At 67.2% G+C, this 26589-nt stretch carries 19 protein-coding genes; 12 read left to right on the forward strand and 7 right to left on the reverse strand.

What is annotated here, in order from left to right:
- Nucleotides 1-138: 138 nt before the first annotated feature.
- From DTA15_RS24075 to DTA15_RS24090, 4 genes are all read right to left on the reverse strand, one after another.
- A complete protein-coding gene (locus DTA15_RS24075) occupies nucleotides 139-3552 on the reverse strand; it encodes a transglutaminase family protein (RefSeq protein ID WP_006481637.1) in 3414 nt (1137 codons plus the stop codon).
- A gap of 93 nt (nucleotides 3553-3645) precedes the next feature.
- Complete coding sequence (locus tag DTA15_RS24080; RefSeq protein WP_006481639.1) at nucleotides 3646-4629, reverse strand: transglutaminase family protein; 984 nt, start codon at nucleotides 4627-4629, stop codon at nucleotides 3646-3648.
- Nucleotides 4630-4637: 8 nt separating this feature from the next.
- Nucleotides 4638-5579 carry an alpha-E domain-containing protein gene (locus tag DTA15_RS24085; protein WP_006481638.1) on the reverse strand — a complete coding sequence of 314 codons (942 nt, stop codon included), beginning with the start codon at nucleotides 5577-5579 and terminating at the stop codon, nucleotides 4638-4640.
- Nucleotides 5580-5643: 64 nt separating this feature from the next.
- Nucleotides 5644-7059 (reverse strand): circularly permuted type 2 ATP-grasp protein, encoded by a 1416-nt coding sequence (locus tag DTA15_RS24090; RefSeq protein WP_006481635.1) that lies wholly within the window; start codon nucleotides 7057-7059, stop codon nucleotides 5644-5646.
- Between the two features lie 589 nt (nucleotides 7060-7648).
- Between DTA15_RS24090 and DTA15_RS24100 the strand changes: the two genes are divergently transcribed.
- The 10 genes from DTA15_RS24100 (at nucleotide 7649) to DTA15_RS24150 (ending at nucleotide 21430) form a co-directional block, all read left to right on the forward strand.
- On the forward strand, nucleotides 7649-8644 hold the full coding sequence (locus tag DTA15_RS24100; RefSeq protein ID WP_006481636.1) for a LysR substrate-binding domain-containing protein: 996 nt from the start codon (nucleotides 7649-7651) through the stop codon (nucleotides 8642-8644).
- A 633-nt stretch (nucleotides 8645-9277) separates the two neighbouring features.
- Nucleotides 9278-9703, forward strand: a complete 426-nt coding sequence (locus tag DTA15_RS24110; protein WP_034178463.1) for a hypothetical protein — start codon at nucleotides 9278-9280, stop codon at nucleotides 9701-9703.
- Nucleotides 9704-9765: 62 nt separating this feature from the next.
- Nucleotides 9766-10524 carry a hypothetical protein gene (locus tag DTA15_RS24115; RefSeq protein ID WP_012493265.1) on the forward strand — a complete coding sequence of 253 codons (759 nt, stop codon included), beginning with the start codon at nucleotides 9766-9768 and terminating at the stop codon, nucleotides 10522-10524.
- 104 nt (nucleotides 10525-10628) lie between these two features.
- Entirely contained in the window at nucleotides 10629-13262 is a 2634-nt protein-coding gene (gene pgaA / locus DTA15_RS24120) for a poly-beta-1,6 N-acetyl-D-glucosamine export porin PgaA (protein ID WP_006488687.1), read from the forward strand.
- A gap of 17 nt (nucleotides 13263-13279) precedes the next feature.
- Entirely contained in the window at nucleotides 13280-15373 is a 2094-nt protein-coding gene (pgaB, locus tag DTA15_RS24125; RefSeq protein ID WP_034178464.1) for a poly-beta-1,6-N-acetyl-D-glucosamine N-deacetylase PgaB, read from the forward strand.
- The gene (gene pgaC / locus DTA15_RS24130) at nucleotides 15370-16641 is read left to right on the forward strand and encodes a poly-beta-1,6-N-acetyl-D-glucosamine synthase (protein ID WP_006488682.1); all 1272 of its coding nucleotides are present in this window, start codon (nucleotides 15370-15372) and stop codon (nucleotides 16639-16641) included. Before pgaB ends, pgaC begins: the two co-directional genes overlap by 4 nt.
- Entirely contained in the window at nucleotides 16619-17107 is a 489-nt protein-coding gene (locus tag DTA15_RS24135; RefSeq protein WP_006488692.1) for a hypothetical protein, read from the forward strand. Before pgaC ends, DTA15_RS24135 begins: the two co-directional genes overlap by 23 nt.
- 118 nt (nucleotides 17108-17225) lie before the next feature.
- Nucleotides 17226-19049 (forward strand): glutamine--fructose-6-phosphate transaminase (isomerizing), encoded by a 1824-nt coding sequence (gene glmS / locus DTA15_RS24140; RefSeq protein ID WP_006488683.1) that lies wholly within the window; start codon nucleotides 17226-17228, stop codon nucleotides 19047-19049.
- An 8-nt stretch (nucleotides 19050-19057) separates the two neighbouring features.
- The gene (locus DTA15_RS24145) at nucleotides 19058-20314 is read left to right on the forward strand and encodes a hypothetical protein (RefSeq protein WP_012493264.1); all 1257 of its coding nucleotides are present in this window, start codon (nucleotides 19058-19060) and stop codon (nucleotides 20312-20314) included.
- Between the two features lie 279 nt (nucleotides 20315-20593).
- Nucleotides 20594-21430 (forward strand): c-type cytochrome, encoded by an 837-nt coding sequence (locus DTA15_RS24150; protein ID WP_006488689.1) that lies wholly within the window; start codon nucleotides 20594-20596, stop codon nucleotides 21428-21430.
- A 30-nt stretch (nucleotides 21431-21460) separates the two neighbouring features.
- On the opposite strand, the gene DTA15_RS24155 is transcribed toward DTA15_RS24150, so the two are convergent.
- Genes DTA15_RS24155 through DTA15_RS24165 form a run of 3 tightly spaced genes read right to left on the reverse strand, consistent with a single transcriptional unit; the run spans nucleotide 21461 to nucleotide 24420 of the window.
- Nucleotides 21461-22711 (reverse strand): Zn-dependent hydrolase, encoded by a 1251-nt coding sequence (locus DTA15_RS24155; RefSeq protein WP_006493440.1) that lies wholly within the window; start codon nucleotides 22709-22711, stop codon nucleotides 21461-21463.
- Complete coding sequence (locus tag DTA15_RS24160) at nucleotides 22704-23228, reverse strand: L-2-amino-thiazoline-4-carboxylic acid hydrolase (protein WP_006488690.1); 525 nt, start codon at nucleotides 23226-23228, stop codon at nucleotides 22704-22706. Before DTA15_RS24160 ends, DTA15_RS24155 begins: the two co-directional genes overlap by 8 nt.
- 25 nt (nucleotides 23229-23253) lie before the next feature.
- On the reverse strand, nucleotides 23254-24420 hold the full coding sequence (locus DTA15_RS24165) for a branched-chain amino acid ABC transporter substrate-binding protein (protein ID WP_012493263.1): 1167 nt from the start codon (nucleotides 24418-24420) through the stop codon (nucleotides 23254-23256).
- A 178-nt stretch (nucleotides 24421-24598) separates the two neighbouring features.
- Between DTA15_RS24165 and DTA15_RS24170 the strand changes: the two genes are divergently transcribed.
- Together DTA15_RS24170 and ahpC are read left to right on the forward strand one after the other, a co-directional pair.
- Nucleotides 24599-25495: a LysR substrate-binding domain-containing protein gene (locus DTA15_RS24170; protein ID WP_006488686.1), complete on the forward strand. Its 897-nt coding sequence runs from the start codon at nucleotides 24599-24601 to the stop codon at nucleotides 25493-25495.
- Between the two features lie 496 nt (nucleotides 25496-25991).
- Nucleotides 25992-26555, forward strand: a complete 564-nt coding sequence (gene ahpC / locus DTA15_RS24175) for an alkyl hydroperoxide reductase subunit C (RefSeq protein ID WP_006488685.1) — start codon at nucleotides 25992-25994, stop codon at nucleotides 26553-26555.
- Nucleotides 26556-26589 lie beyond the last annotated feature (34 nt).

A 26589-nucleotide genomic window follows, 5' to 3' on the forward strand; every position in this document is an offset into this window, starting at 1 on the left:
GCGGCCGCGCACGCGCGCCGCCGCACCGGCGGCAAGCTGCCGCGGCGCGCGGCCGCAGTCTGCCCGCATCCTAGCACTCCGGCGAGGCCGCCGGGAGGTTGCGCGCCGCGCATCGTCGTCCGCCCCGTCATCGATCGATCAAGGCCGCCGCAAGTCCAGCGTGAACGGAAATTCGCGGCTCGGCGCGGCGGCCGCGACCTCCATCCGGCCCGGCGTGTGCCCCATCTCGACGAAGCGCGCGAGCCGGCGGCTCTCGGCTTCGTACGCGTTGACCGGGAACGTCGCGTAATTGCGCCCGCCCGGATGCGCGACGTGATACCGGCAGCCGCCGAGCGAGCGCTGCAACCACGTATCGACGATGTCGAACGTGAGCGGCGCGTGCACGCCGATGGTCGGATGCAGCGCCGACGGCGGCGCCCACGCCTTGTAGCGCACGCCCGCGACGTACTCGCCGACGGTGCCGGTCGGCTGCAGCGGCAGCGCGCGGCCGTTGACGGTCACGACGTGCCGGTTGTCGTTCAGCCCCGTCACGCGCACTTCGAGCCGTTCGACCGACGAATCGACGTAGCGCACCGTGCCGCCGATCGCCCCCTCCTCGCCCATCACGTGCCACGGTTCCAGCGCGCCGCGCAGCGACAGTTGCATGCCGTTCACCGCGATCTGCCCGAACAGCGGAAAACGGAATTCGAAGTGCGGCGCGAACCACGCCGGATCGAACGCGAAACCGGCGTCGCGCAACTCGGCCAGCACGTCGTCGAAATCCATCTGGAGAAATTCCGGCAGCATGAAGCGGTCGTGCAGCGCGGTGCCCCAGCGCGTGAGCGGCGTCGTGTACGGCGTGGCCCAGAAACGCGCGACCAGCGCACGCAGCAGCAGTTGCTGCACGATGCTCATCCGCGCATGCGGCGGCATCTCGAAAGCACGCAGTTCGAGCAGGCCGAGCCGGCCGGTGGACGAATCGGGCGAATACAGCTTGTCGATGCAGAACTCGCTGCGGTGCGTATTGCCCGTCACGTCGATCAGCAGGTTGCGCAGCACGCGGTCGACGAGCCACGGCGGCATGTCCTGCCCGAACAGCAGCTTGTTGCGCTGGATCTCCGCGAATGCGATGTCGAGCTCGTAAAGCTGGTCGTTGCGTGCCTCGTCGACCCGCGGCGCCTGGCTCGTCGGCCCGATGAACAGCCCCGAAAACAAATACGACAGCGACGGATGGTTGTGCCAGTAGGCGATCAGGCTCGCGAGCAGATCGGGGCGGCGCAGGAACGGGCTGTCGGCCGGCGTCGCGCCGCCGAGCACGAAGTGGTTGCCGCCGCCCGTGCCGACGTGCCGCCCGTCGACCATGAACTTCTCGCTGCACAGCCGCGATTGCCACGCGGCGTCGTACAGGAATTCGGTGTGGTCGACGAGCTCGTCGAAGCTCGCGGCCGGATGGATGTTCACCTCGATCACGCCGGGATCGGGCGTCACCTGCAGCAGTTTCAGCCGTGCGTCGCGCGGCGGCGGATAGCCTTCGAGCACGAGCTTCACGCCGAGCGTGTGCGCGGTCAGCTCGATCGCGCCGAGCAGGTCGAGATAATCCTCGAGCGCGGCGAGCGGCGGCATGAACAGGTACAGGATGCCGTTGCGCACTTCGACGCACAGCGCGGTGCGCGTGATCCACGCGGCCGATTCGAAGCGCTCGGGGCGGCGATGCGGATCCCCGGCGCCCGGTCGGCCGCTCGCGGCCGCGCCGTCGTCGCGCCACTGCATCACGGTCTGCGCGGACGCTTCGCGATGCACGCCGGCCAGGTAGCGCGGCGCGTCGGCCGGGCCGGCGTAGCGGGCGCGTATGGCAGCGGCATCCGGCAATGCGTCGCGCGGCGCGAACGGATCGCGCTCGACCAGGTACGGATAATCGGCGCTGGCGGTCCACGGCAGCGAATCGAGCGGCAGCCGGTAGCCCATCGGCGAATCGCCCGGCACGAGGTACATCCGCTCGTCGCGGAAGAACCACGGGCCCGTCTGCCAGCGCGGCCCGTCGAGGCCGGGCATGTCGTCCACACGCTTCACCGGCAGCACGTAGCCGACCACGCTGTCGAGCTGCTGCTCGAACACCTTGCGCAGCCGCGCGCGTTCGAGCTCGTCGTCGAGGCGCGCGTCGAACGGATCGACGTTGACGGGCAGCCGGCGCTCGCGCCACAGGTAGTACCACACGTCCTCGTAGCCGGGCCGGATGAATTCGCCGGTCAGGTTCAGCCGCGCGGCGAGCGCATCGATGAAGCGCTTCGCGTCGTCGGTCGTGTACGCGGACGGTTCGCGCTCGTCGGCGAACAGCGACGGATCGTGCCACACGGGATGGCCGTCCGCGCGCCAGAAGATCGACAACGCCCAGCGTGGCAATTGCTCGCCCGGGTACCACTTGCCCTGCCCGAAATGCAGGAAGCCGCCGTCGCCGTATTCGGCTCGCAGCCGCTGCACGAGTTCGGTCGCGTAACCGCGCTTGGTCGGGCCGAGCGCATCGGTGTTCCACTCGGCGCCGTCGCGATCGTCGATCGACACGAAGGTCGGCTCGCCGCCCTGCGTGAGCCGCACGTCGCCGGCCGCCAGCGCACCGTCGACCTGCGTGCCGAGCGCGCGCACGGCGTCCCACTGCGCTTCCGTATACGGTTTCGTCACGCGCGGCGATTCGTACACGCGCGTCACGCTCATCTCGTGCTCGAACGACACCTCGCACTCGTCGATCAGCCCTTCGACCGGCGCGGCACTCGTCGGCTGCGGCGTGCAGGCGAGCGGAATATGCCCTTCCCCGGCGAGCAGGCCCGACGTCGGATCGAAGCCGATCCAGCCGGCGCCCGGCAGGTAGACCTCGCACCATGCGTGCAGGTCGGTGAAATCGACCGACGTGCCGCTGGGGCCGTCGAGCGATTTGACGTCGGGGGTGAGCTGGATCAGGTAGCCCGACACGAAGCGCGCGGCGATGCCCAGATGGCGACACAGCTGCACGAGCAGCCACGCGCTGTCGCGGCACGAGCCGGATGCGAGTTCGAGCGTTTGCGCGGGCGTCTGCACGCCCGGCTCCATCCGCACGAGATAGCCGATGTCGCGCTGAAGCTGCTGGTTCAGCGCGACGAGGAAGTTCACGGTGCCGGCCGGCGTGCGGTCGACGGCGTCGAGATACGTGCGGAACAGCGGCGCGGCGCTCGTCTGCGGGTCGCACGCGAGATACGGCGCGAGCTCGGTCTTCAGCGCGTCGTCATAGCTGAACGGGTATTGTTCCGCGCTCGCTTCGAGGAAGAAATCGAACGGGTTGTACACCGACATCTCGGCGACGAGATCGATCGTGATCTCGAAGTGCTCGGTTCGCTCCGGAAACACGAGCCGCGCGAGATAGTTCGAGAACGGGTCCTGCTGCCAGTTGATGAAGTGCTGCGCAGGCTCGACCGTCATCGAATACGCGAGGATCGGCGTCCGGCAATGCGGCGCGGGCCGTAGCCGCACGACCTGCGGGCCGAGGTTGACGAGCCGGTCGTAGCGATAGCGGGTGGTGTGATGCAGCGCGACGTGGATGGACATGGGAGCTCGGATCGGGTTGGGCCGGCCGCGCGCGCCGCGTCGCTGTCGACGCGGCGGCCCGGCATGGCGGATTCGGCGAAAGCGCGCGGCGGGTCAGACGAGTTCCGGCGTCTGCACGACGCTGATCTCGACGCCGACGGCCGTCGCGCCGAGCCCCGTCACCGGCTGCGCGTCGCGATGGTCGAGGCCGACCGCGATGCGCACGTAGCGTTCGTCCGGGCAACGGTTCATGAACGGGTCGAAGCCGACCCAGCCGAGCCCTTCGACATAGGCTTCGGCCCATGCATGGCCGGCCGGCTGCTGCATCAGCGCGGCGGCTTGCGGCTGCGCGCCGAGCGCCGGTTGCGGCTGCCCCTGCGATTGCGACTGCACCGCATGCGACGCGCCGAGCATCTGGTGCATCCCGTCGCCGCTCTGCAGCGCGAGTGCTTCCTCTTCCTCGACGTCGCCCGCCTGCTGCTTCGCATCGGCGATGCGCTGCATCGCGCTGTCGGCCAGCACGTAGCCCGAGATGTAGCGCGCGGGGATCTTCAGCGCGCGGGCGGCCGCGATGAACGCGTGCGCATGGTCGCGGCTCGTGCCCTCGCCGCTTTGCAGCGCGGTTTCCGCATCGACGGGCGCATCGGCGGCCAGGTTCGGCGCGTACGCGATGCGGCCGTGCACCTCCGTCATCAGCCAGTGCAATGCGTCAAGGCCGTGCGGCTCGATCGGCAGCGCCTGCGTCAGCGCATGCACGGTGTCGCCCGCTTTCGTGAGCGCGGTCTCGCGCTCGAAGATCCACGGCGGCGCATAGCCCTCAGGATTCCCGAGAATGCCCGCGCGGTCCTGCGTCTCGACGACGCCGGCCGCGACGACGACGATCTCGTCTTTCGCGCCGCGATCGTGGCGCACGAGGTCGATCCGGTTGCCGAGCCCGTCGGCGTACGACAGCGTCGGCTCGACGCCGTCGATCGTGACCTGCCACGCGCGCACCGTCTGCCCGGGGCCCGACTGCGGGCGCAGCCGCAACCGTTGCAGTGCGTGGGAAGCTTGATCGTCGAACTGATAACGCGAAATGTGTCGGATGGCGAGTCGCATGGCAAGTCTCAGTCGAAGTTGTAAGCCTGGGCGACTTCGAGCCCGAGGCTGTTGTTGCGGCCGATGAAGTCGGTCAGGAACTCGTGCAGGCCGCTCTTGAAGATCCGCTCGACCGAGGTATCGGACAGCATTTGCAGGATCTTCGTGGCCGTGTCGTGACACGGGTGTGTCACGCCGTAATCCTTCGCGAGCAGGTTCAGGCTCGACACGACGCGCCCGTAGCAATAGCGCAGCGAACGCGGCATGCGGCCGTTCAGGATCAGGTAGTCGGCGATGTTCAGCGGCTTGTACTGCACGTCGTACACCCAGCGGTACGAACGATGCGCGGCCACGCAGCGCAGGATCGTCTCCCATTGGTAGTTGTCGAGGATCGTGCCGACGTGCGACACCGACGGCAGCAGCAGGTGGTACTTCACGTCGATGATCCGCGCGGTGTTGTCCGCGCGTTCGATGAAGGCGCCGATCTGCGCGAAATCGAAGATCTCGTTGCGCAGCATCGTGCTGTAGAAGCTGCCGAGGATCAGCGCGGTTTCGCGCTTCACCTGGTCGAGCACGGCCGGCAGCTCGCTTTCCGGCACCGGCTGCGCGAACGCGCGGCGCAGCGCGAGCCACGCGCCGTTCACGCTCTCCCACGCCTCGCGCGTCAGCGCCGTGCGCACCATCCGCGCATTCGAGCGCGCGGCCTCGATGCACGACAGCACGCTCGACGGGTTGTCGCGGTCGCGCAGCAGGTAGTCGGTCACGGTATCGGCCGCATACGCGTCGTATTTCTGCCGGTAGCCGTCGTCCGCGCCCGAGCTGACCAGCACCGACGACCATTCGGCCGGCGCGTCGGACGTGCGCGTGAGCGCCATCCGCAGCCCGGCATCGACGATGCGCGCGATGTTCTCCGCGCGCTCGATATAGCGGTACATCCAGTAGAGCCCGCTCGCAGTTCGTCCCAGAAGCATCTCGTGTCCACTCCGTCTTCGTTCGGTTCGCGCGCCGGCTCCGGCGCGCGCGGTCGCGTCCGGCTCAGTCGGCCAGCACCCAGGTGTCCTTGGTGCCGCCGCCCTGGCTCGAGTTGACGACGAGCGATCCTTCCTTCAGCGCGACGCGCGTGAGCCCGCCCGGCGTGATGCGGATCCGGTCCGACACCAGCACGAACGGCCGCAGGTCGACGTGGCGCGGCGCGAGGCCGGCGTCGGTCAGGATCGGCGTCGTGGACAACGCAAGCGTCGGTTGCGCGATGTAGTTCGCGGGGCGCGCGCGCAGCTTCGCGGAAAATGCCTCGAGCTCGGCCTTCGACGCGCACGGCCCGACCAGCATCCCGTAGCCGCCCGAGCCGTGCACCTCCTTCACGACCAGTTCGTCGAGATGCTCGAGCACGTACTTCAGGCTGTCGGCCTCACCGCAGCGCCAGGTCGGCACGTTCTCCAGCAGCGCCTTGCGGCCCGTGTAGAACTCGACGATCTCCGGCATGTACGAGTAGATCGCCTTGTCGTCGGCGATGCCGGTGCCGGGCGCATTCGCGATCGTGATGTTGCCCGCGCGGTACACGTCCATGATGCCTGCCACGCCGAGCACCGAATCGGGACGGAACGTGAGCGGATCGAGGAACGCATCGTCGACGCGGCGGTACAGCACGTCGATCGGCTGGAAGCCTTCGGTCGTGCGCATCGCGACGCGGCCGTCGATCACCTGCAGGTCGCTGCCCTCGACGAGGTGCACGCCCATCTGGTCGGCGAGGAACGAATGTTCGTAGTACGCGGAATTGTGGATGCCGGGCGTAAGCACGGCGATGGTCGGGTTGTCCGCGTTGCCGCCCGGCGGGCATACGGCCGCGAGCGACTGGCGCAGCATCTGCGGGTAGGTTTCGACCGGGCGCACCTTCACCTGCTGGAACAGCTCGGGAAAGAGCTGCATCATCGTTTCGCGGTTTTCCAGCATGTAGGACACGCCGGACGGCGTGCGCGCGTTGTCCTCCAGCACGTAGAACGCGTTCTCGCCGGTGCGCACGATGTCGACGCCGATGATGTGCGTGTAAACGTTTCCCGGCGGCCGGAAATCGATCATCTCCGGGATGAACGCTTCGTTGTGCGCGATCAGGTGCTTCGGCACGATGCCCGCGCGCACGATTTCCTGGCGGTGATAGATGTCGTCGAGGAATGCGTTCAGCGCCATCACGCGCTGCTCGATGCCGAGCGACAGCCGGCTCCATTCCGCCCCGGAGATGATGCGCGGGACGATGTCGAACGGAATCAGCCGCTCGGCGGCCTCCGCGTCGCCGTACACGGCGAACGTGATGCCCGTCTTGCGGAACACGCCTTCCGCGTCGTGGGCCTTCTGGGCGAGGCTCGCGGGATTCTGCGTGTCGAGCCATTGCTTCAGGCGCGCGTAAGGCGCCCTTACCATGTCGCCGGATTGCAGCATTTCATCGAATGGCTTCATCGATCTTTTCTCCATCGATCGTTTTCCCCGGCATTGCGCATGCCGGACCGGCGTACTGAATGCTTTGCAAGGAACGTGCCTTGCTCGACTCCGTCGATATCCCCCTGTTTTTGCGCCGCGCCAGGCACGCCGGTGCGGCATTGCGCACCACAACGGTGCAACCCCCGACGCGACGGGCGCTTGCGGTGCGCCGTGAACGCGCACGGCCGATGCTGCGCCGCGTTCGACGAACATAGTTCTCCCGCGTGTCACGAATGTGCAATCTGCACTGCACCAAAAGTGGCGGGCCCGCGCCCCGGAACGATCACGCGCGGGCGGGCCGGCACGCGCACGGCGCAGCCGGCCCTGGGGGGAAGTACCGTCCGCGGCGGCGCGGACAGTCCGACGCGGTGAACTGTCCGGTTAAGCCGGGTCCGGCACCTCAACGCTATGCAGCCGTAATCCCGGCGACAACGCCCATGCATATTTCGACTGACACCGATCGAAAAAAAACATCGGCTCGACCGGCGCGAGGCGCGGTACGCTAGAACGTTGGTGCGGCAGACGGCGCCGCCTTTCAGGCGCCCGACTATAAAAAGCGAAGATCGAAATGGAAGCAAAGTGGCTGGAAGATTTCCTGAGCCTTGCGGATACCAAGAGCTTTTCCCGGGCCGCGCGTCACCGGCACCTGACGCAGTCGGCATTCAGCAGACGAATCGCCGCGCTCGAAACCTGGATGGACGCGAAGCTGGTCGACCGCAGCATCAACCCGATCACGCTGACGCCCGCCGGCCAGATGTTCCGCGGGCTGGCCGCGGACATCCTGCGCAGCATGTATGCGGCGCGCAACCTCGTGAACGGCTACGACCAGTTCGCGGCGAGCGACCAGGTCGTGCGTTTCGCCGTCGCGCATACGCTCGTGTTCACGCTGTTTCCCGAATGGCTCAAGCAGCTCAACGGCGAGGTCGGCCACGTCACTGCCCGCGTCAATGCGGTGAACGTGCCGGAAGGCGTCCAGCAACTGGTCGAAGGCGAATGCGATTTGCTGCTCGGCTATCACCATCCGCAGTTGCCGATCGTGCTCGACCCGAATCACTTCCCGTTCGTCAGTCTCGGCGTCGAACGCATCCTGCCCGTGTCGACACCCGATGCACGCGGCGAGCCGGTGTTCCAGCTGCCCGGCACGCCCGATGCCCCGCTGCCGCTGCTCGCGTATTCGTCGGGCGCCTTTCTCGGCAACATCGTCGAGATGCTGTTGCTGAATGCGACCGAGCCGTACGTGCTGCACCGGTGTTTCGAAACGCACATGTCCGAGGCGCTGAAAGGCATGGTCGTGGCCGGGCACGGCATCGGCTGGCTGCCGGAAAGCTGCGTCGCGAAGGAGCTCGCAGACGGCACGCTCGTGTGCGCGGGCACCGGCGACTGGATCACCGAACTCGAAATCCGCCTGTATCGGTCGGCGCGCAAACGCGGGCTCGCGGCGGAGCAGCTGTGGACCTACATCATGAACCGGCCGCACGCGGCGATCGACGGTGCGACAGGCATTGAAGAAGCGGCCGCCCCGGCGATGCGCAGCGCGCGGCGAAGCGCGGGCGGCAGCCGCTGATGGCATATTCGCGCCGTGGATATCCCCGGCGCGAATACGCGTTCTCCCGATAGCAATCGATAATCCCGTCGGATTCCGTAAAATCCCTCAACGGCTCTTAATCGATCTCCAGAACACGCAAACGTTTGCGATTCATGTCGTATTTTTTACTGTTTTCGGTATTAAGTAAGAATAATCGGCCCGCCTTTCGAGACAGAAATACCTTGTTACACAAGTTTCGATTTACCTGTAACTGCCGGAATCATCAAAAACGTCGCACCCTCATTTCACGATGTGCGACCTGTATCCGGATCTTCATCGATTCGCCTCGAATACAGGCGCAAGAGTTTCTTTTATCAGTCGTTATTTTTCGGCACGAACGTCGATACCTCCGACGTGATTCAAAGCGTGCTCGATCATCACTACCGAAGAGCAATTTTCATGTTCGGCAATATCGACTTTATTCAGCATTAAGCGATCCTCAGCAATCCATCCTTATCCTATTTAAATAGGATCTTTCACCCCCGTCCCATTCCGACCACACGCGGTTGTTGGTTCAAAAACCATCGTGTATCAATAGCGTGTCGCAAAAAGAACGTTGGCAAATTCGACTCGGAGTCGATGCACGTCATCGATTCCGGACGGGAGATTGCAATGTCACCCTCGCTTCGACAGCATGCTCGCGCTTTCCTGAGCGTCTTCGTCTCCACGCTGTGCATGAACGCCATGGCCCAGACACCGGCGGCCTCCTCACCGGCGTCCGGGCCGGGGGCGAACCGGTACGTGATTTCGTATATCTGCGGCGATGCTCGGATCGACGGCACCGCACCGCTTCCCCCCGACGGGCGTCCGTACAACCTGGGCGTGTCGTTCGTCTCGGAACATACCGGGCAGCCGCTCTCCAACGTGCAGGTGCGCCTGCGCCGACATGGGCGCGTGCTGGTCGAATTCGCCGCATCGGGATCGCGCTGCCTGTTCAGCGTGCCCGATGCGAGCTACCGGGTCGAAGGGACCTATCAGGGAGCAACCCAGTTCGCGATCGTCGAGACGGGCACGCTCACGACGCAGTTGCGCTGGTGAACGTCGCGCCGCCCCTCTCCGATCGCGCCAATCGTGGACCGCATCGAATCAAGGAGTCTTGCATGCCTCGTGCAGAACGACCGGACGGCTCGCCCGCCCGTCAGCCGAAACCCTCGTGGGGTCCGGGAAAGAATGCGGCGCTCAGCGTCGCCGCATTTGCCGCGATCTTCGGTGCCTTCGCGTACGTCGAGCGGGACACGAGGGTCGGCCATGCGAGCGTGACGCACGATATCGCCCGCGTGATCGGAAACGCCGTCGGCAAGTCCCGCGAGCTCATCGTGGCGGCAACCGGCCGCGTGTCCGGCACCGCCGCGCCAGCCGGCTCGACCTCGACGCTCGCGCAGGCCGGACCGGTTCCGCCGTCCGCCTCCGCTCCCCCCGCCGTGTCGGCCGCGGCCGAACCGGCCGTGCCGCCGCAAACGGCGGCCCGCTCCGACACGACACGTACGCGCCCCGCGCACGTGCCGCCGACGAGGCTGGCGGCCAATCCGCACGCCGCGTCGACCGGCAGTCGCACGACGCGCCCGGGCGACACGCACCGGACGTCACGTTCGCAGACGCTGGCGCGCACGAGAAAACACCCCGACCCCGTGCCGAAACCGCAACCGCAGTCGTATGTCGCGGGCACGTCGCACATGGAGGCCACCAGCGTCACGCACGATGAGCTGGAAGGCGCCCGCGCTCTGGCCAAGGCGCGCTGGTGCGCACGGATCGACGAATGGAGCTGTGTGGAGCAAAACGCGAGCCGTGCACTCGCCATCGACCCGAAGAACAGCGAATCGCGCGCGCTGCTTGGACAAGCGATCCGCAACCGCCTGTGACCTGGCCGGATCCCGCCGGGCCTCGCCGCCCGACGGGGCGACGGCCGGCGACGAGCGCCGTCGGGCGTGCAACCGATGTGATCGTTTCAAAGTGAGGACACACCGTGGCCAACAATCGTCAACAACAATGCACCACCGTCGCTCCGCCGAACCGGCGGATCCTCCTGCATGCGCCGTTGCTGTGCCTGCTCGTCGTGTCCGGCCCGTGTCTTGCCGCCGAAGGCGACGCGGAACCGGGCAGCGCGAGCGAAATCGCCGGGTCCCGCAGCGCGCCTGATGCGTTGCCGCCCAACCTGCAGCCGACGGGCGCGTCGACGCAGGCCGCGCCGGGTTCGGGCACGCCGCCGCCGCTTGCGCCAACGCCGATCGCGCAAGCGTCGGACGCATCGATGCAGATCGCGCAGGCGCCGAACCCGGCGATGCCGACCACGGTCGTGGTGGACCCGGATGCGTCGCAGCCGGGCGCGCCATCGACGAATGCACCCGCGCCGGCCGCGCAAGCGTCGAATGCGCCGATGCTGCTGGCGCAGGCATTCGACACGCCGCCGGATACGCCGCGGCCACGCACGCAAACGTCCGAGGCACCGCGGCAGCGCGCCCAGGCCACGACCACCGCACCGCCGGCTACACCGACCACAGCCGCTACGCCGACGCTCACCGCGCAGGCATCCGGCACGCCGATGCCGAATTCGCCCGCGCCCACGACCCAGCCGTCCGGCGCCGAACCGCCGTCGTCCCGGCAACCGAATTCGCAGTCGCCCGGCGCGCAGCTCCCCGGCGAGCCGATCCAGCGATCGCAAGGGCCCGACGTCCAGGCACCGAATGCGCAGGCGCCGAACCTCCGCACGGCCGATGTCGCGACGGTGCGCAACGACGTGTTCGGCCTCGCGGCGAGCGGCGGCGCGGTCAAGGCGCTCGACGAAGCGAAGGCGCGGCCCGATGCGTTCTCCGCCGTCGACATCGCGCAACTGGAAGAACTGTCGATTCGCCAGCAAGTGCGCGGCGGACGCGACAAGTCGCGCTCGATGACGAGTTCGGACCGCTTCGACGGAATCGACAGCGCCCTGCGTGCGGCGGACGACCTCGACAAGCGGATACCGCCCACGCCCGAGTACACGCCGGTCCGCACCGCGCTCGCGGGCGACCGGGTCGTCGCCCTTGCGGCACGCGGCGACATGAAGACGGCCGTCGCGACGTTCGAGACGATTCCGTCCAACGCGGAAATCTCGATCGACGCACTGGCGGCCGTCGGCGACGCGTACCTGTACCTGGGCGAGCCGGCCAAGGCGAACGCCGTGTACGCGCGTGCGCTGAAGCAGGCCACCGCATCGCCGACCGATCGCGCGACGCGCGGCTTCCAGTATGGCGCCCGCACGCAGCCGATCGAGCTGCGCGAAGGGCTGTTCTGGTCGTACGTCGACCAGGCACGCGCGCCGGAAGCGAAGCAGGTGCTCGACGACATGGAGAAGTCGCTGCCGCCCGCCAAGCAGGTGACCAACGTCGGTCCCGGAGAAAGCGACTATCTGCGTTACTACCGGTTGCGCGCGCAATACCTGATCTTCACGGGTCACGCCGACCAGGGGATCGCCGCCCTCGAACAGCTCGAGAAAGAGGTGCCGTTCAACGCGGAGATCCGCGCCGCGCACGCCGATGCGGTGTCGGGCCAATCGCATCCACGCCAGGCGATCTCGATGTATCGCGCGTCGCTGACCGATCACCCGGACAGCGTCGAGATGCTCGCGGGCCTCGGCCGCGCATCGCTCACGGCGGATGACTACGCGACCGCGAAGACCGTCGACCAGACGCTGGGCAACACGTTCCCGGACAGCGGCGCCGTGCGCGGCTTCAAGCGCGACTACAAGGCATACCGCAGCCCGGTGTTCACGACCGACCTGAGCTTCGAGCACGGCAACAGCGCGCTGGCCGACAACAGCTTCACGTCGGACAGCTACATCTACTCGCAACCGTTCGGCGACAACTGGCGGGTCTTCGCGCATACGTTCTACGGCCATGCGCAAACCGACGGCGGCAGCGTCAGCCGCACACGCACGGGCATCGGCGGCGACTACCGGCACGGGCCGCTCACCGTGCTGGGCGAGGTCACGCGCTCGCTCGGCGGAGACGGCCGAACCGGCGGCCGCGGGACGATCGCGTACGCACTGAACGACTACTGGACGGTCAGCGCGGGGCTCGACACCAACGACAACTCGCTGCCGTGGAAAGCGTATGCCGCGCACATCTGGGGCCGCTCCGCGAACGTCGAGGTCGTGTATCGCCAGAACGACCGGCGCGAAGTCAAGCTGAGCTACGGCGTGAGCCGCTACAGCGATTCGAACCTGCACCAGGAAATCGCGGCGACCGCCACGCAGCGCGTGTACACGTCCGCGAACCAGCTCGTCAACGTCTCGCTGAATCTCGGCACCGACAGCAACACGCGCCATGACGCGCCCTACTTCAGCCCCGGTCGCGACTACGCGGCTGCGGCGACCGTCATGCATCAGCTGACGCTGTGGAAGAAAGGCGACACGGGGCTGCAGCAGCGCGTGTCGGTGTCGGGCGGCGCGTACAACGAGCGCGGCTTCGGCACCAGCCCGTTGTGGAGCGCGCGTCTCGAGCACGCGTGGACGTTCAAGCACGACATCACGCTGAGCTACGGCGTCGAGGTCAGCAGCCACGCATACGACGGCCAGCGCGAGCGCTCCGAAACCGGCTTCCTGTCGCTCAACCTGCCGTTTTAGCAAGGAGATCGGCAATGCTGCAATCCAGACGGACCTTCATGTGCGGATGCCTCGGCACGTTTGCCGCCTGTTCGCTGTTCCCGGGCGTGACCAACGCCAAGATGATCGACCTGCTGCCGCCGTCCGATCCGGCCGACGGCAAGACGTTCCGCGTGATCTGCATGCACGACGTGCGCGACAACCTGATGGCGTCGTTTTCGTCGCCGACGGCGATCATCGATCCGTTCGCGGTCGATACCGGCACGCTCACCGCGATCTTCTCGTGGCTGCAGACCAACAACTACCACACCATCACGGTCAAGCAGATCGAGGAATCGCGGCACGGCGGCAAGCCGCTGCCGCCGCGCTCGGTGCTGCTCACGTTCGACGACGGCTTTCGCAGCCACTACACGAAGGTGCTGCCGCTGCTCGAGCGCTTCAAGTATCCGGCCGTGATGGGCCTCGTCACCGCGTGGATCGATACCCCGGCGGATACGCCGATCCGCATCAGCGACAAGGTGCAGGTACCGCGCGACTACTTCCTGTCGTGGGACGAGGTGAAGAAGCTCGGGCAGTCGGAATTCGTCGAGCTCGGCTGCCACACCCACAATCTCCACCACGGTGCGATCGCGAATCCGCAAGGCAACGAGTTACCGGCGACCACGTCGCATCTCTACCTGCAAGACCAGAAACGCTATGAAACCGACGCCGAATTCCACGCCCGCGTGCACGACGACCTGCAGACGTGCGTGCGGCAGATCCGCGAACGCACCGGCCTCGTCGCACGCTCGATGGTGTGGCCGTACGGCGCGGAAAACCAGCCGGTGCGCCAGATCTCGACGTCGCTCGGCATGGACATCCAGTTCAGTCTCGACGCCGGCCCGAATACGCCGGACGTGCCGCTGGACCGGCTGAGACGGATCCTGATGATGTACGACGTCGATATCGGCGGGTTCGAGCGCTCGATGCGCGAGCCGGCGTCCAACCGCGGCGACGTCGACGTGCCCGAGCGCACCGTGCAGGTCGATCTCGACCAGGTCTACGACCCCGATCCCGCGCGACAGGAAGCGAATCTCGGCAAGCTGATCGAGCGCATCTACCGGATGCAGCCGAAATCGGTGTACCTGCAGGCGTATGCGGACCCGAAGGGCACGGGCGTGGCCGAAGCGGTGTATTTCCCGAACCGGCACCTGCCGATGCGTTCCGACCTGTTCTCGCGTGCCGCGTGGCAGCTCAATACGCGCGCCAACGTACAGGTGTACGCATGGATGCCGGTGCTCGCGTTTCGCCCGCCCGCCGACAAGCTCCGCTCGCTCGAAGCCGTCAGCGCATTCGGCGGCGCGCCGGCCCGCGAGAACGGCACGCGCGTGTTCCGGCTGAGCCCGTTCGATCCCGATGCACGCCTGATGATCCAGCAGATCTACGAGGATCTCAGCAAGCACGCGTCGTTCAGCGGCATCCTGTTCAGCGACGACGCGGTGCTCGACGACTACGAGGATGGGGGCCGGCATGCGCTGCGCACCTATTCGCAATGGGGGCTGCCGGCCGACATCGGCAAGATCCGCGAGAACCCCGACCTGATGAAGCGCTGGACACACCAGAAGACGCGCTACCTGATCGACATGACCCGGCAGCTCGAGCAGATCGTGCTGGCCCACCAGAACGTCGGCGACGTGCTGACCGCGCGCAACATCTTCGCGATGCCGGTGCTCAAGCCCGAATCGGAAGCATGGTTCGCGCAGAACTACGACGATTTCCTCGCCGCCTACGACTACGTCGCGCTGATGGCGATGCCGTACATGGAACAGGCGAAGGACCCCGACGGCTGGCTCGACCAGCTCGTGAAGGCGGTACGCACGAAGCAGCGCGGGCTGCAGCGCACCGTGTTCGAACTGCAGGCGTACGACTGGCACGGGCAGAAGGCGGTGCCGGCCGGCACGCTGCTCGCGCAGATGCGGCGGCTGCGCAGCGAAGGCGCCGTGAATTTCGGCTACTACCCCGACAACTTCCTGAACGGCCAGCCTGAACTCGACGCGATGCGCGACGTGATGTCGCTGAAGTCGCGCCTCGACCCCACCTCGATCAACGCGCTGATGCAGATGCAGCAGTCGCACGGAACCAAGACGCCATGACCACCCACAGCCTGATCCAGCGCCTGCAGGATTTCGTCTTCTACTATCCGTTCTTCATGTCGTATCTGTGGATGATCGGCGGCGTCGTGCACTACTTCCTGCTCGAGGAAGGCCGCGAGCTGTCGACGCGCACGATCGCGTCGAGCGGCATCCCGAAAGTCTCGATCGTCGTGCCCTGCTTCAACGAAGCCGCGAACGCGCGCAGCGTGATCGGCCACCTGAACGGGATGCAGTATCCGAACTACGACATCATCGCGGTCAACGACGGCAGCAAGGACCGCACCGGCGAGATCCTCAACGAGCTGGCCGTCGAGATTCCGCGGCTGCTCGTGATCCATCACGCGCGCAACGAAGGCAAGGCGGTCGGGCTCACGACCGCGGCGGCCGTGTCGAACGCGGAATACCTGCTGTGCATCGACGGCGACGCGCTGCTCGCGCACGATGCGATCGGCTGGATGCTCGAGCATTTCCTGACCGATCCGGGCGTGGGCGCGGTGACCGGCAACCCGCGCATCCGCACGCGCACGTCGCTGCTCGGCCGCATGCAGGTCGGTGAATTCTCGTCGATCGTCGGGCTGATCAAGCGCACGCAGCAGGTGTACGGCCGCATCTTCACGGTGTCGGGCGTGATCACGATGTTCCGCAAGACCGCGCTCGCCGATGTCGGCTACTGGAGCTCGGACATGCTCACCGAGGACATCGACATCAGCTGGAAGCTGCAGTGCCGCGACTGGCGCGTCGTGTACGAGCCGCACGCGCTCAGCTGGATCCTGATGCCGGAGACGATCAAGGGGCTCTACCGGCAGCGGCTGCGCTGGTCCAAGGGCGGCATCCAGGTGCTGCTCAAGTACGCGGGCACGCTGATGCGGCCGACCCAGATGATGATGTGGCCGCTGTTCGCCGAATACCTGATCGGCATCGCGTGGGCGTATTCGATGTCGTTCATCCTGCTGCTCGCGCTGATCGACGTCGTCTACCCGCTTCCGCCGAACTGGCATGTGTCCGTGGTGCCGCACTGGCACGGGATGCTGCTGGTCGCGACCTGCATCCTGCAGCTGATCATCGGCAGCATGATCGATCGTCGTTACGACGAAAAACTCCTGATGTACTTCCTTGACACCATCTGGTACCCCGTCGCGTTCTGGCTGATCAGCATGATCACCACCGTCATCGCCCTGCCCGCCGTCGTGCTGCGGGGCCGTGGCAAGCGCGCCGTATGGGTCAGTCCCGACCGAGGCATTCAACATGAAGAACGCGCCGATTATTGACCTTTCCCTGCGCGCCCCGCGCGACATGATCGCCGAACGCGGCAACATCGTCGGGCCCGTGCTCGTCGCATGGTTCCGCCTCGTGCGGCCCGCGCTGGTCGGGGGCGTCTGGGCATCGATCTGCATCTATACGTACCGTTACCTGTTGCCGTTCAACGAGGCCGAGATGCCGATCGAGCAGATCGTGTTCTACGTGACCAGCATCGCGCTGATCGCCGGCACGATCGTCATGTGGCTGATCGCGGGGCGCGTCGTGCATCCGTTCGCCTACCGGTTGCGCGTGTCGAAGATGCTGCGGCGCTCGGCCAGCGTGAAGGTGCGCTCGGTGCCGCCGACCGCGTTGGCAAGCGAGCGCCGGCGCGGCACGCGGCGCACCACGCGCATTCTGGTCGCGTCGCACGACGCGAACGGGTCGATTTCGGGCATCGAATGGGTCGCGCATGCCGGCCCGCAGCCCCGCGAATAAATCGCCGGAGACGTGCCGCGCCGCGCGCGACGCCTGCCGCGCGACGTGGCACCGCTTCCGGCATCGTGCTGCCGCGCGTCGCGCGCCAGCCGGCAACTTCCTGGAGACGAGGTGAATCATGTGCGGAATCGTCGGAGCAAGCGGCCTGAACAATCAGGTGCCGCAACTGGTCAATGCGCTGAGCCGGCTCGAATATCGCGGCTACGATTCGTGCGGCATCGCCGTGCAGCGTGACGGGCGCCTGCGCAGCGAACGCACGCTGCGACGCGTGACGGACCTGCAGGATCGCGTGCTGACGCTCGGTCTCGAAGCGCAGACCTGCATCGCGCATACGCGCTGGGCGACGCACGGCGCGCCGTCGGAAATGAACGCGCACCCGATCATGTCGGGCGACACGATCGCGGTCGTGCACAACGGGATCATCGAGAACCACGACACGCTGCGCGCCGAGCTGCGTGAGCGCGGCTACACGTTTCGCGGGCAGACCGACACCGAAGTCATCGCGCACCTGATCCACAGCCTCTATCGCGACGACCTGTTCGACGCGGTCGTGCGCGCCGTCAAACGGCTGCACGGTGCGTACGCGATCGCGGTGCTCGGCGCGCGCGAGCCGCAGCGCCTCGTTGCCGCGCGCGCCGGCTCGCCGCTCGTGATCGGCATCGGCGCCGAGCAGAACTACCTCGCGTCCGACTGCGCGGCGCTCGGCGACCTGACCGACCGCTTCGTGTACCTGGAGGACGGCGACGTCGCGCTGATCACGCCGGAGCGCATCGCCGTGGTCGATGCGGGCGGACAGGAAGCGCGGCGCCCGTTGTGCGAAGTGAAGGCGCGCGCGGACGACGCCGCGCTCGGGCCGTATCAGCACTTCATGCAGAAGGAGATCTTCGAGCAGCCGAAGGCGATCGACAGCACGCTCGACGGCATCGACACGATCTCGCCGGCGCTGTTCGACGCGACGGAAGCCACGCGCGGGCTGCTGTCGCGGGTCAGAAGCGTGCTGCTGCTCGGCTGCGGCACCAGCTACTACGCGGGCCTGACCGCGAAATACTGGCTCGAAAGCATCGCCGGCGTGCCCGCGCAGGTCGAGATCGCCAGCGAATTCCGCTACCGCGACACGGTGGCCGATCCGCGCACGCTCGTCGTCGGCATCTCGCAGTCGGGCGAAACAGCCGACACCATCGGCGCGATCGAGCAGGCGCGCGCGATGGGCCAGGAACTGTCGATGGCGATCTGCAACGTCGCGACCAGCACGATCGCGCGCAATGCGCCGCTGCGGTTCCTGACGCGGGCCGGCATCGAGCTCGGCGTCGCATCGACCAAGGCGTTCACCACGCAGCTCGTCGCGCTGTTCGTGCTGACGCTGACGCTCGCGCAGCTGCGCGGCCGGCTCGATGCCGCGCAGGTCGCGACGCACCTGAAGCAGTTGCGCGCGCTGCCGGATCGCATCGGCCACGCGCTCGCGCTGGAAACGCAGATCATGGGCTGGGCCGCGAAGTTCGCCCGCACCGAGAACGCGCTGTTCCTCGGCCGCGGCATCCATTTCCCGATCGCGATGGAAGGCGCGCTGAAGCTCAAGGAGGTGTCGTACATCCATGCGGAAGGCTATGCGGCCGGCGAACTGAAGCACGGGCCGCTCGCGCTCGTCACGAGCGCGATGCCGGTCGTCACGATCGCGCCGGACGACCGTCTGTTCCAGAAGCTGAAATCCAACATGGCCGAGGTGCGCGCGCGCGGCGGGCGGCTCTACGTACTGGCCGGCAATCAGCTCGAAATCGACGCCGACCGCGACACGCACCTGATCCGCGTACGCGAATCGGGCGACCTGCTGTCGCCGATCGTCAACGTGATCCCGCTGCAATTGCTCGCCTATCACGTCGGCTGTACGCGCGGCGCCGATGTCGACAAGCCGCGCAACCTCGCGAAATCGGTGACCGTCGAATGAAGCGGCGAATGCGTCCGGCGCAGACGGTCATGCGGCTGGCCGCGGCCGTGCTCGGCGGCGCATGCGGCGTCGGCGCGGTGACGCCGTTTGCCTTTGCCGGCGCGCCGGCCGTGCATACGGTCACCGTGCCGAGCGCCCCGTCGCCGCAGGACACCGGCGACCCGCGGCGCTTCATGCACGGGATCGGCGTGGCCGACGCCGGCGACGGCAAACGCTGGGTGTTCTTCAGCAGCTCGGGCATCATGCCGCGCGGTGCGCTGCGCAGCGGCAGCTGGCCGCATGACGTGTACGTCGGCGAATGGCAGCCGGACAAGCCGCGCGTGCTGCACGTCCGTACGTTCATCAGCCGCCCGGAGGCGCAGGAACCCGTGTCGATCGCGCAGAATGCACACGGCGACATCTTCGTCACGTTCGAGGACGGCTGGAACACGTCGCAGGAAGTCAGCCAGCGCTACGGCATCTACCGCCGCGACCTGAAGCCGGTCAAGCCCTACCCGAACGACGTCGAATCGGGCGGTCATTCGGGGCACGTCGCGACGGTCGCCGACCGCTTCGTCGTGTTCTATTCGACCGACTGGGTCAACGGCGGCGGTGTCGACAACCTCGGCAGCGGCAACGGCGTATACCTGAAAACCTACGACGCGGCCGGGCGCGTGCTGAACCACGTCGCGGTCGCGCCGCATCGCCGCGAGTGGTGGCCCGTGATCGCGGGCTCGCCGCGCAACGCGCTGCTCGTGTGGCAGAAGTTCATCGACGGCAGCACGGACGCGACACTCGAATACGCGATGTTCGATCCGGTCACCGCGAAGCTGGAAAAACTCGGCTCGCTGAACGACGCGATCCAGTATTACGTGTATTCGGCCGCCTATGTGCCGGAGATCGACCGTTTCATCGTCGTCACGACGACCGCGGACGATCGCGGCGTCGCGATGCTGATCGCGCCGGACGGCCGCCGCACGGCGACGCTCGATTGCCTGCCCGCGTCGGTGCGCGAATCGGGCATCGGCGTCGCCGGCACACATGCGTATGTGCCGACCCGCGACGGGCGGCTGCTGACGCTCGCGCTGGCGCCGGCGAACATGGCGGTGAGCGGCGTGCAGCGCTCACCCGTTCCGTGGGGCTCGACCGGCGTCGCCGGTTTCCCGGCGCGCGGCACGGCGATGCATTTCGTGTCACTGACGCCGTCGGGGATGCGCGAAGCCGATTTCGAACCGGCGCGCGACACGCCGATGCCGAAGAACGAAGTGTCGTGTTCGAGTCATTGAAGGCGGGCGCGTCACGCCATGTCGCGGGCGCGGGCAGATCGCGTGCCGCCACCGTGCCTGTCGTTTTCCCCGTCCGGATCGCGCGACGACGCGCCCTCGCCCCGTCACGCGCCCGGTAGTCGGGCGCCGGCGCGTGCTGGTCCAATCATCGCCGCCGCGCGTTTCCCGCGCCGAATTCGCCAGCGCCGCCCGTACCGGATAGACTGTCGCCCGATTCCTTCCATCGGCCGCGGCGTCCCGCCTCCTGCCGCCGCCGGAACGCCCTTTCCCGGAGAACGAATGCTGAAGCGCCAGTGGTTTTCGCTTGTGCTGCTGACGGTTTGCCTGCTCGGGCAACGCGCGTCGGCCCAGTCCACGCTCGAACTCGACACCGACGGCACGGCCCGCGCCGTCACCCGCCAGACGCTGCTCGCCCGTACGGACGCGACCGACATCCACGTGCCGCGCGACATCGCGTACGGCCGGCCGATGACGTTCCGCGCCGTGCCGTTCGCCGCGCTGCTCGGCGACACGCCGCTGCCGGCCGACGGGGTGCTCGAAACGCGCGCGGCCGACGGTTTCGCCGCGCAACTGCCGCTCGATCTCGTGCGCCGCCGCGCGCCGGCCGGCGCGATCCCGTGGCTCGCGATCGAGGATCCGGCCCATCCGTGGCCGAAACTGCCCGGCAAGCAGGTCAGCGCGGGGCCGTTCTATCTCGTGTGGCTCGGGCCGGACGCGTCGTCGGTGCGCGGCGAGCAGTGGCCGTACCAGATCGTGCGCATCACGATCGAATCGTCGCCGCTCGCGCGCTGGCCGTCGCTCGCCGTCGACGCCGCGTTGCCCGCGAACGATCCGGCCCGCGCGGGCCAGCACCTGTTCGTCACGCAATGTCTCGCGTGCCACCGCATCGACGGCGCGGGCAGCAGCCACGCCGGCCCCGACCTGAACACGCCGATGAATCCGGTCGACTACTTCCAGCCGGCCGCGCTGCGTCGCTACATCCGCAACCCGGCGTCGGTGCGCGACTGGCCGGGCCGCAGCATGCCGGCATTTCCGCCCGATCAACTGAGCGACCGCGAACTCGACCAGATCGTCGCGTATCTCGCGTACATGGCGCGGCGCAACGCGGGGAAGTAACGCGGGCCACCCCGGCCGCACCCGTCGCGCTTACGCTTCCTGCGCGCTCTGCAGCACCGCGCGCAACAGCACGTCGGCGCCGGCCGTCGCCCATTCGGGCGTAATCGCTTCGGCCTCGTTGTGGCTCAGCCCGTCGACGCACGGCACGAAGATCATGCCGGTCGGCGCGACACGCGCGACATAGCACGCGTCGTGGCCCGCGCCGGACACGATGTCCATGTGCGACAGCCCGAGCGAGCGCGCCGCGTCGCGCACCGTGTCGATGCAGCGTGGCGCGAACGGCACCGGCGCATACGTGAAGATCTGCTCGATCTGCGCGCCGAGGCCGGTTTCGTCGGCCACGCGCGCGAGCTCCGCGCGCAACGCCGCGTCCAGTTCGTCGAGCACCGCATCGTCGGGATGCCGGAATTCCACCGTGAAAAAGCAGCCGCCCGGCACCGTGTTGCGCGAATTCGGCCGCGCCTCGATCATCCCGACCGTTGCGCGCGCATCCGGTGCGTAGCGGCGGCCGAGCACTTCGACGAACGAGATCATCCGCGCCGCGCCGACCAGCGCGTCGCGGCGGAACGCCATCGGCGTCGTGCCCGCGTGCGCGTCGACACCGGTGAGCGTCACCTCGTACCAGCGCTGCCCCTGCCCGGCCGTCACGACGCCGATCGTCTTGCCGGCCCGTTCGAGAATCGCGCCCTGCTCGATGTGCAGCTCATATGCCGCGTGCACCGGATAGCCGCCGACCGGCTCCGCGCCCGCGTAGCCGATCCGTTCGAGCTCCTCGCCGATCGTCCGGCCCGCGCCGTCGGTGCGCGACAGCCCATATTCGAGCGTATAGACGCCCGAGAACACGCCGGCCGACACCATCGCCGGCGCGAAGCGCGAGCCTTCCTCGTTGGTCCAGATCACGACGTCGACCGGACGCTCGGTCTCGATGGCCGCGTCGTTCAGCGCACGCACCACTTCGAGCCCGCCGAGCACGCCGTAGATGCCGTCGTAACGCCCGCCGGTCGGCTGGGAATCGGCATGCGAGCCCGTCATCACCGGTGCGGCGTCGGGACGGCGACCGGCGCGGCGCGCGAACACGTTGCCCATCCGATCGACGCGCACCGTGCAGCCGGCTTCACGCGCCCACTGCACGAACAGGTCGCGCGACTCGCGGTCGAGGTCGGTCAGCGCGAGACGGCACACGCCGCCCTTCGGCGTCGCGCCGATCTGCGCCATCCGTTCGAGCGACGCCCACAGGCGGTCGCCGTCGACGCGCGGCATGCTTGCGGGAGCGTCACGCATCGCCGTTCTCCGGCGCGGGTTGCAGCGCATAGCGGAAATCACAGCGCTTGCCGCCCTGCATGATCGTGCTCGTGCGCGTGAGCGCGATGTCCGGCGCATAGCCCTGGATGAAATAGCTGTCGCGCGCGCAGCTCAGCAGGTGCCCGATCTCGCCGAGCCCCATCGCGTGATACATCTCCGCGTAACTGCAGCGATGCACGTCGTAGTCGTAGTGCGCGTCGTCCGCGCGCCGCACCTCGACGTCGAGCGCATCGTCCTTCTCCCACAGCACCTGCAGCGCGATGAACGATTTCACGCTCGTGCCGTCCGGCTCCTGCGCGGCGAACGTCCGGCCCGCGTCGACGGCCGCGCCGCGCACGGCTTCCGCGATCACGGCCTGCGCGCGCTCGGCGCCGAACTCGCGCTTCATGATCTCGTAGATCGGCTTGATGATTTCCGCTTCGATGCGGCGCCGCGCGAGGATCCCGAGGCGCGAGTCCTCGGGGGCGGCGGCGGATGTCTGGTTCGCTTCGGTCATGGGGATCGTGTTGGTCGTTTTGTCGTTACTTGGCTGCGGTGCGCGAGCCGCCGAGCACGTCGACGACGGCCCACTTGCCGCCGCGCACCTGGTAGATCGTGAAGGCCGGATCCTTCAGGTTGCCTTCGGCGTCGAACGCGATGCGCCCCGTCACGCCGGGCCGGTCGATCGCGCGAACGGCCGCGACCAGCTTCGCCGGCTGCGTCGTGCCGGCCTTCTGCGCGGCCGCGATCAGCGTGGCGGCCGCGTCGTACGCGAACGGCGCATGCAGCTCGATCGGCGCATGAAAACGGGCCTGGTATTGCGTGTCGAACGCCTTGCCGCCCGGCATCCGGTCGAGCGACAGGCCCGGTTCGAGCGCCGTCACGCCGTCGCCGTCCTTGCCGGCGAGCGACAGGAAGGTCTGGCTCACGAAGCCGCCCGCGCCGAGCAGCGGCGCGTTCACGCCGAGCTGGCGCATCCGGCGCGCGATCGGCGCGGCTTGCGCGTCGAGGCCGCCGAAGAACACGAGATCCGCGCGCTTGCCCTTGATCGCGGTCAGCACGCCGCTGAAATCGGTCGTCTTGTCGTTCACGTACTGACGATCGACGATGGTCCCGCCGTTCGCCTGCACGCCCTTGATGAACTGCTCGGCCAGCCCCGCGCCGAACGACGTGCGATCGTCGATCACCGCGATGCGCTTCGCCTTCAGCGTCTTCACCGCGTACGCACCGGTGAAATGGCCGCCCGCATCGTCGTGACCCATGATGCGGAACGCCGTCGCGTAGCCCTGCTGCGTGTATTGATGGCCGGTGGACGCCGGCGCGATCTGCGGAATGCCCGCATCGCGGTACACGCGCGACGCCGGCACGCTGCAGCCCGTGTTCCAGTGACCGACGACGCCGATCACGTGCTGGTCGACGAGTTGCTGCGCGACCGCGACGGCCGTGCGCGGGTCGGACTGGTCGTCGGCCGCGACGAGCTTGTAGACGACCGGCTTGCCGCCGATGGTCGGATGCTTCGCGTTCGCGTCGTCGATCGCGAGTTGCGCGCCGTTCTGCAAGTCCTTGCCGATCCGCGCGGACGGGCCGGTGAGCGGCGCGGCGAGACCGATCAGGACCGTCTGCGGAGCGGACTGCGCCAACGCGGGAACGGAGGCGACCAGGGCGGCCGCCGAGAAGGCGAGGCTGGCGGGGAGGAAAGCGATTTTCATGTGCGGGGGCCGGTCAATCGGATCAAAAACATGAAAAATATTAAATATTCGACATTCAAACCCCAAATATCCAATTGTTGGATGCTTATGCCGTTCTCCACACATTAGCGTATATCTTTGTAAATACGGGATATTTTTGTGTTGTCGCTTACCCTGACTTTTCGATAAAATTCGATACATGAAAAATATCGAACAATTGCCGCACGATCCACCGCTGCGCGCGGTGCGTGCGTTCGAAGCATTCGCGCGTCTCGGTTCGGTCACCGCGGCGGCCGGCGAACTCGACATCACGCCGTCGGCGGTCAGCCATCAGTTGCAACTGCTCGAAGCGTTCATCCAGACGCCGCTGACGGTACGCGAAGGCCGGCTGCTTGCGCTCACCGACGAAGGGCGCGACTACTACCGGTCGATCAGCGCGGCATTCTCGGTGCTGCGCAGCGCGACGCGCTTCGTGCGCGACCGTTCGTCGCTGCGCCAGATCACCGTCAGCCTGATTCCGCTGCTCGGCATCGGCTGGTTCATTCCCCGACTGCATGCGTTCCTGGCCGACAACACCGACGTCGACGTCACGGTGCTGTACGCGCATCACCGCAACTACCGAAGCGATGCGTCGGATCTGTCGATCCGCTTCGGCACCGGCGACTGGCCCGGCTATCGCTGCGAGCGGCTGCTGCCGGGCGCGATGGTGCCGATGTGCAGCCCGTCGTTCCTGAAGCGTCACGGGCCGTTCCGCACGCCGGCCGATCTCGCCCGCGCGCCGCTCGTGCATGACGAGGATCGCAGCACGTGGGTCAACTGGCTGCAGGGCGCCGGCGTGCGGCACGTGTCGCACGCGGTGGGGCCGATGTTCGAGGATGGCCAGCTCACGCTGAGCGCCGCCCGCGCGGATCTCGGCGCCGCGCTGCTGCGCGCGCCGCTGGTCCAGCGCGAACTGGCGAACGGCGAGCTCGTGCAACTGTTCGATCACGCGCTCGACGACGGACGCGACTACTACCTGTGCACGCGCGAGGACGCGGACATGCCGGACGGGGCGCGGCGGCTGGCGGCATGGTTGCGGGAGATGGCGGGGATTTGAGCGGGGTGTGCCCCGCCTGCCGAACCGGGAATCGGCATTCGCTTCGGACAGGCGGCGATCCTGCATTTACGCGGCCGCATGTCGATGATGGCTGCGTCAAGTCAGGAAGATTGCAATGCCCACCATCCCGATCGACCTGTCGGATGACCAGCATGCCGCGTTGAGCATCATCGCAGGGGCCAGGGACCGCCCCGCGCCGAAATCATCGGCGACGCAATCGATGCTGTATCACGCGACACGGACACACACTTGTCAACAATGGGTTCGGTCTACGGAAGGGGCGCGAGATTGCCGGCCAGGAGGACCTGCGCTCGGAATGGTGAAGGCATGTACAACCTCTGCCCCGCCCGAATCGCCTTCGGCCCCCGCCAATCAAGGGCCGGAAGCAGATAGAAAATCCCGATGCCGCGGATTGAAACAAGCAATTTCACAAGCTCAGGGTGAACCCGGATACTGGCAACACTCCACTCACCACTGAAGAAAAGGAATTGTCCAGATGCCGATCATCAACACCCAAATCAAGCCGTTCAAGGCAACCGCTTACCACAACGGCGATTTCGTGCCGGTCTCGGAAGAGAACTTCAAGGGCAAATGGTCCGTCGTCGTGTTCTACCCGGCCGACTTCACGTTCGTGTGCCCGACCGAACTGGGCGACCTCGCCGACCGTTACGCGGAATTCCAGAAGCTGGGTGTCGAAATCTACGGTGTGTCGACCGACACGCACTTCACGCACAAGGCCTGGCACGACACGTCGGACACGATCGGCAAGATCAAGTACCCGATGATCGGCGACCCGACGCTCACGCTGTCGCGCAACTTCGACGTGCTGATCGAGGAAGAAGGGATGGCGCTGCGCGGCACGTTCGTGATCAACCCGGAAGGCGAGATCAAGCTGTGCGAAATCCACGACAACGGCATCGGCCGCGACGCAGGCGAACTGCTGCGCAAGGTCCAGGCGGCGCAGTACATCGCGGCGCACCCGGGTGAAGTGTGCCCGGCCAAGTGGACGCCGGGTGCGGAAACGCTGACCCCGTCGCTCGACCTGATCGGCAAGATCTGACGATCGCTCCGCGCGCCTCGCACGAGGCGCGCGA

Source organism: Burkholderia cenocepacia (genome assembly GCF_900446215.1).
GTDB lineage: Bacteria > Pseudomonadota > Gammaproteobacteria > Burkholderiales > Burkholderiaceae > Burkholderia > Burkholderia cenocepacia.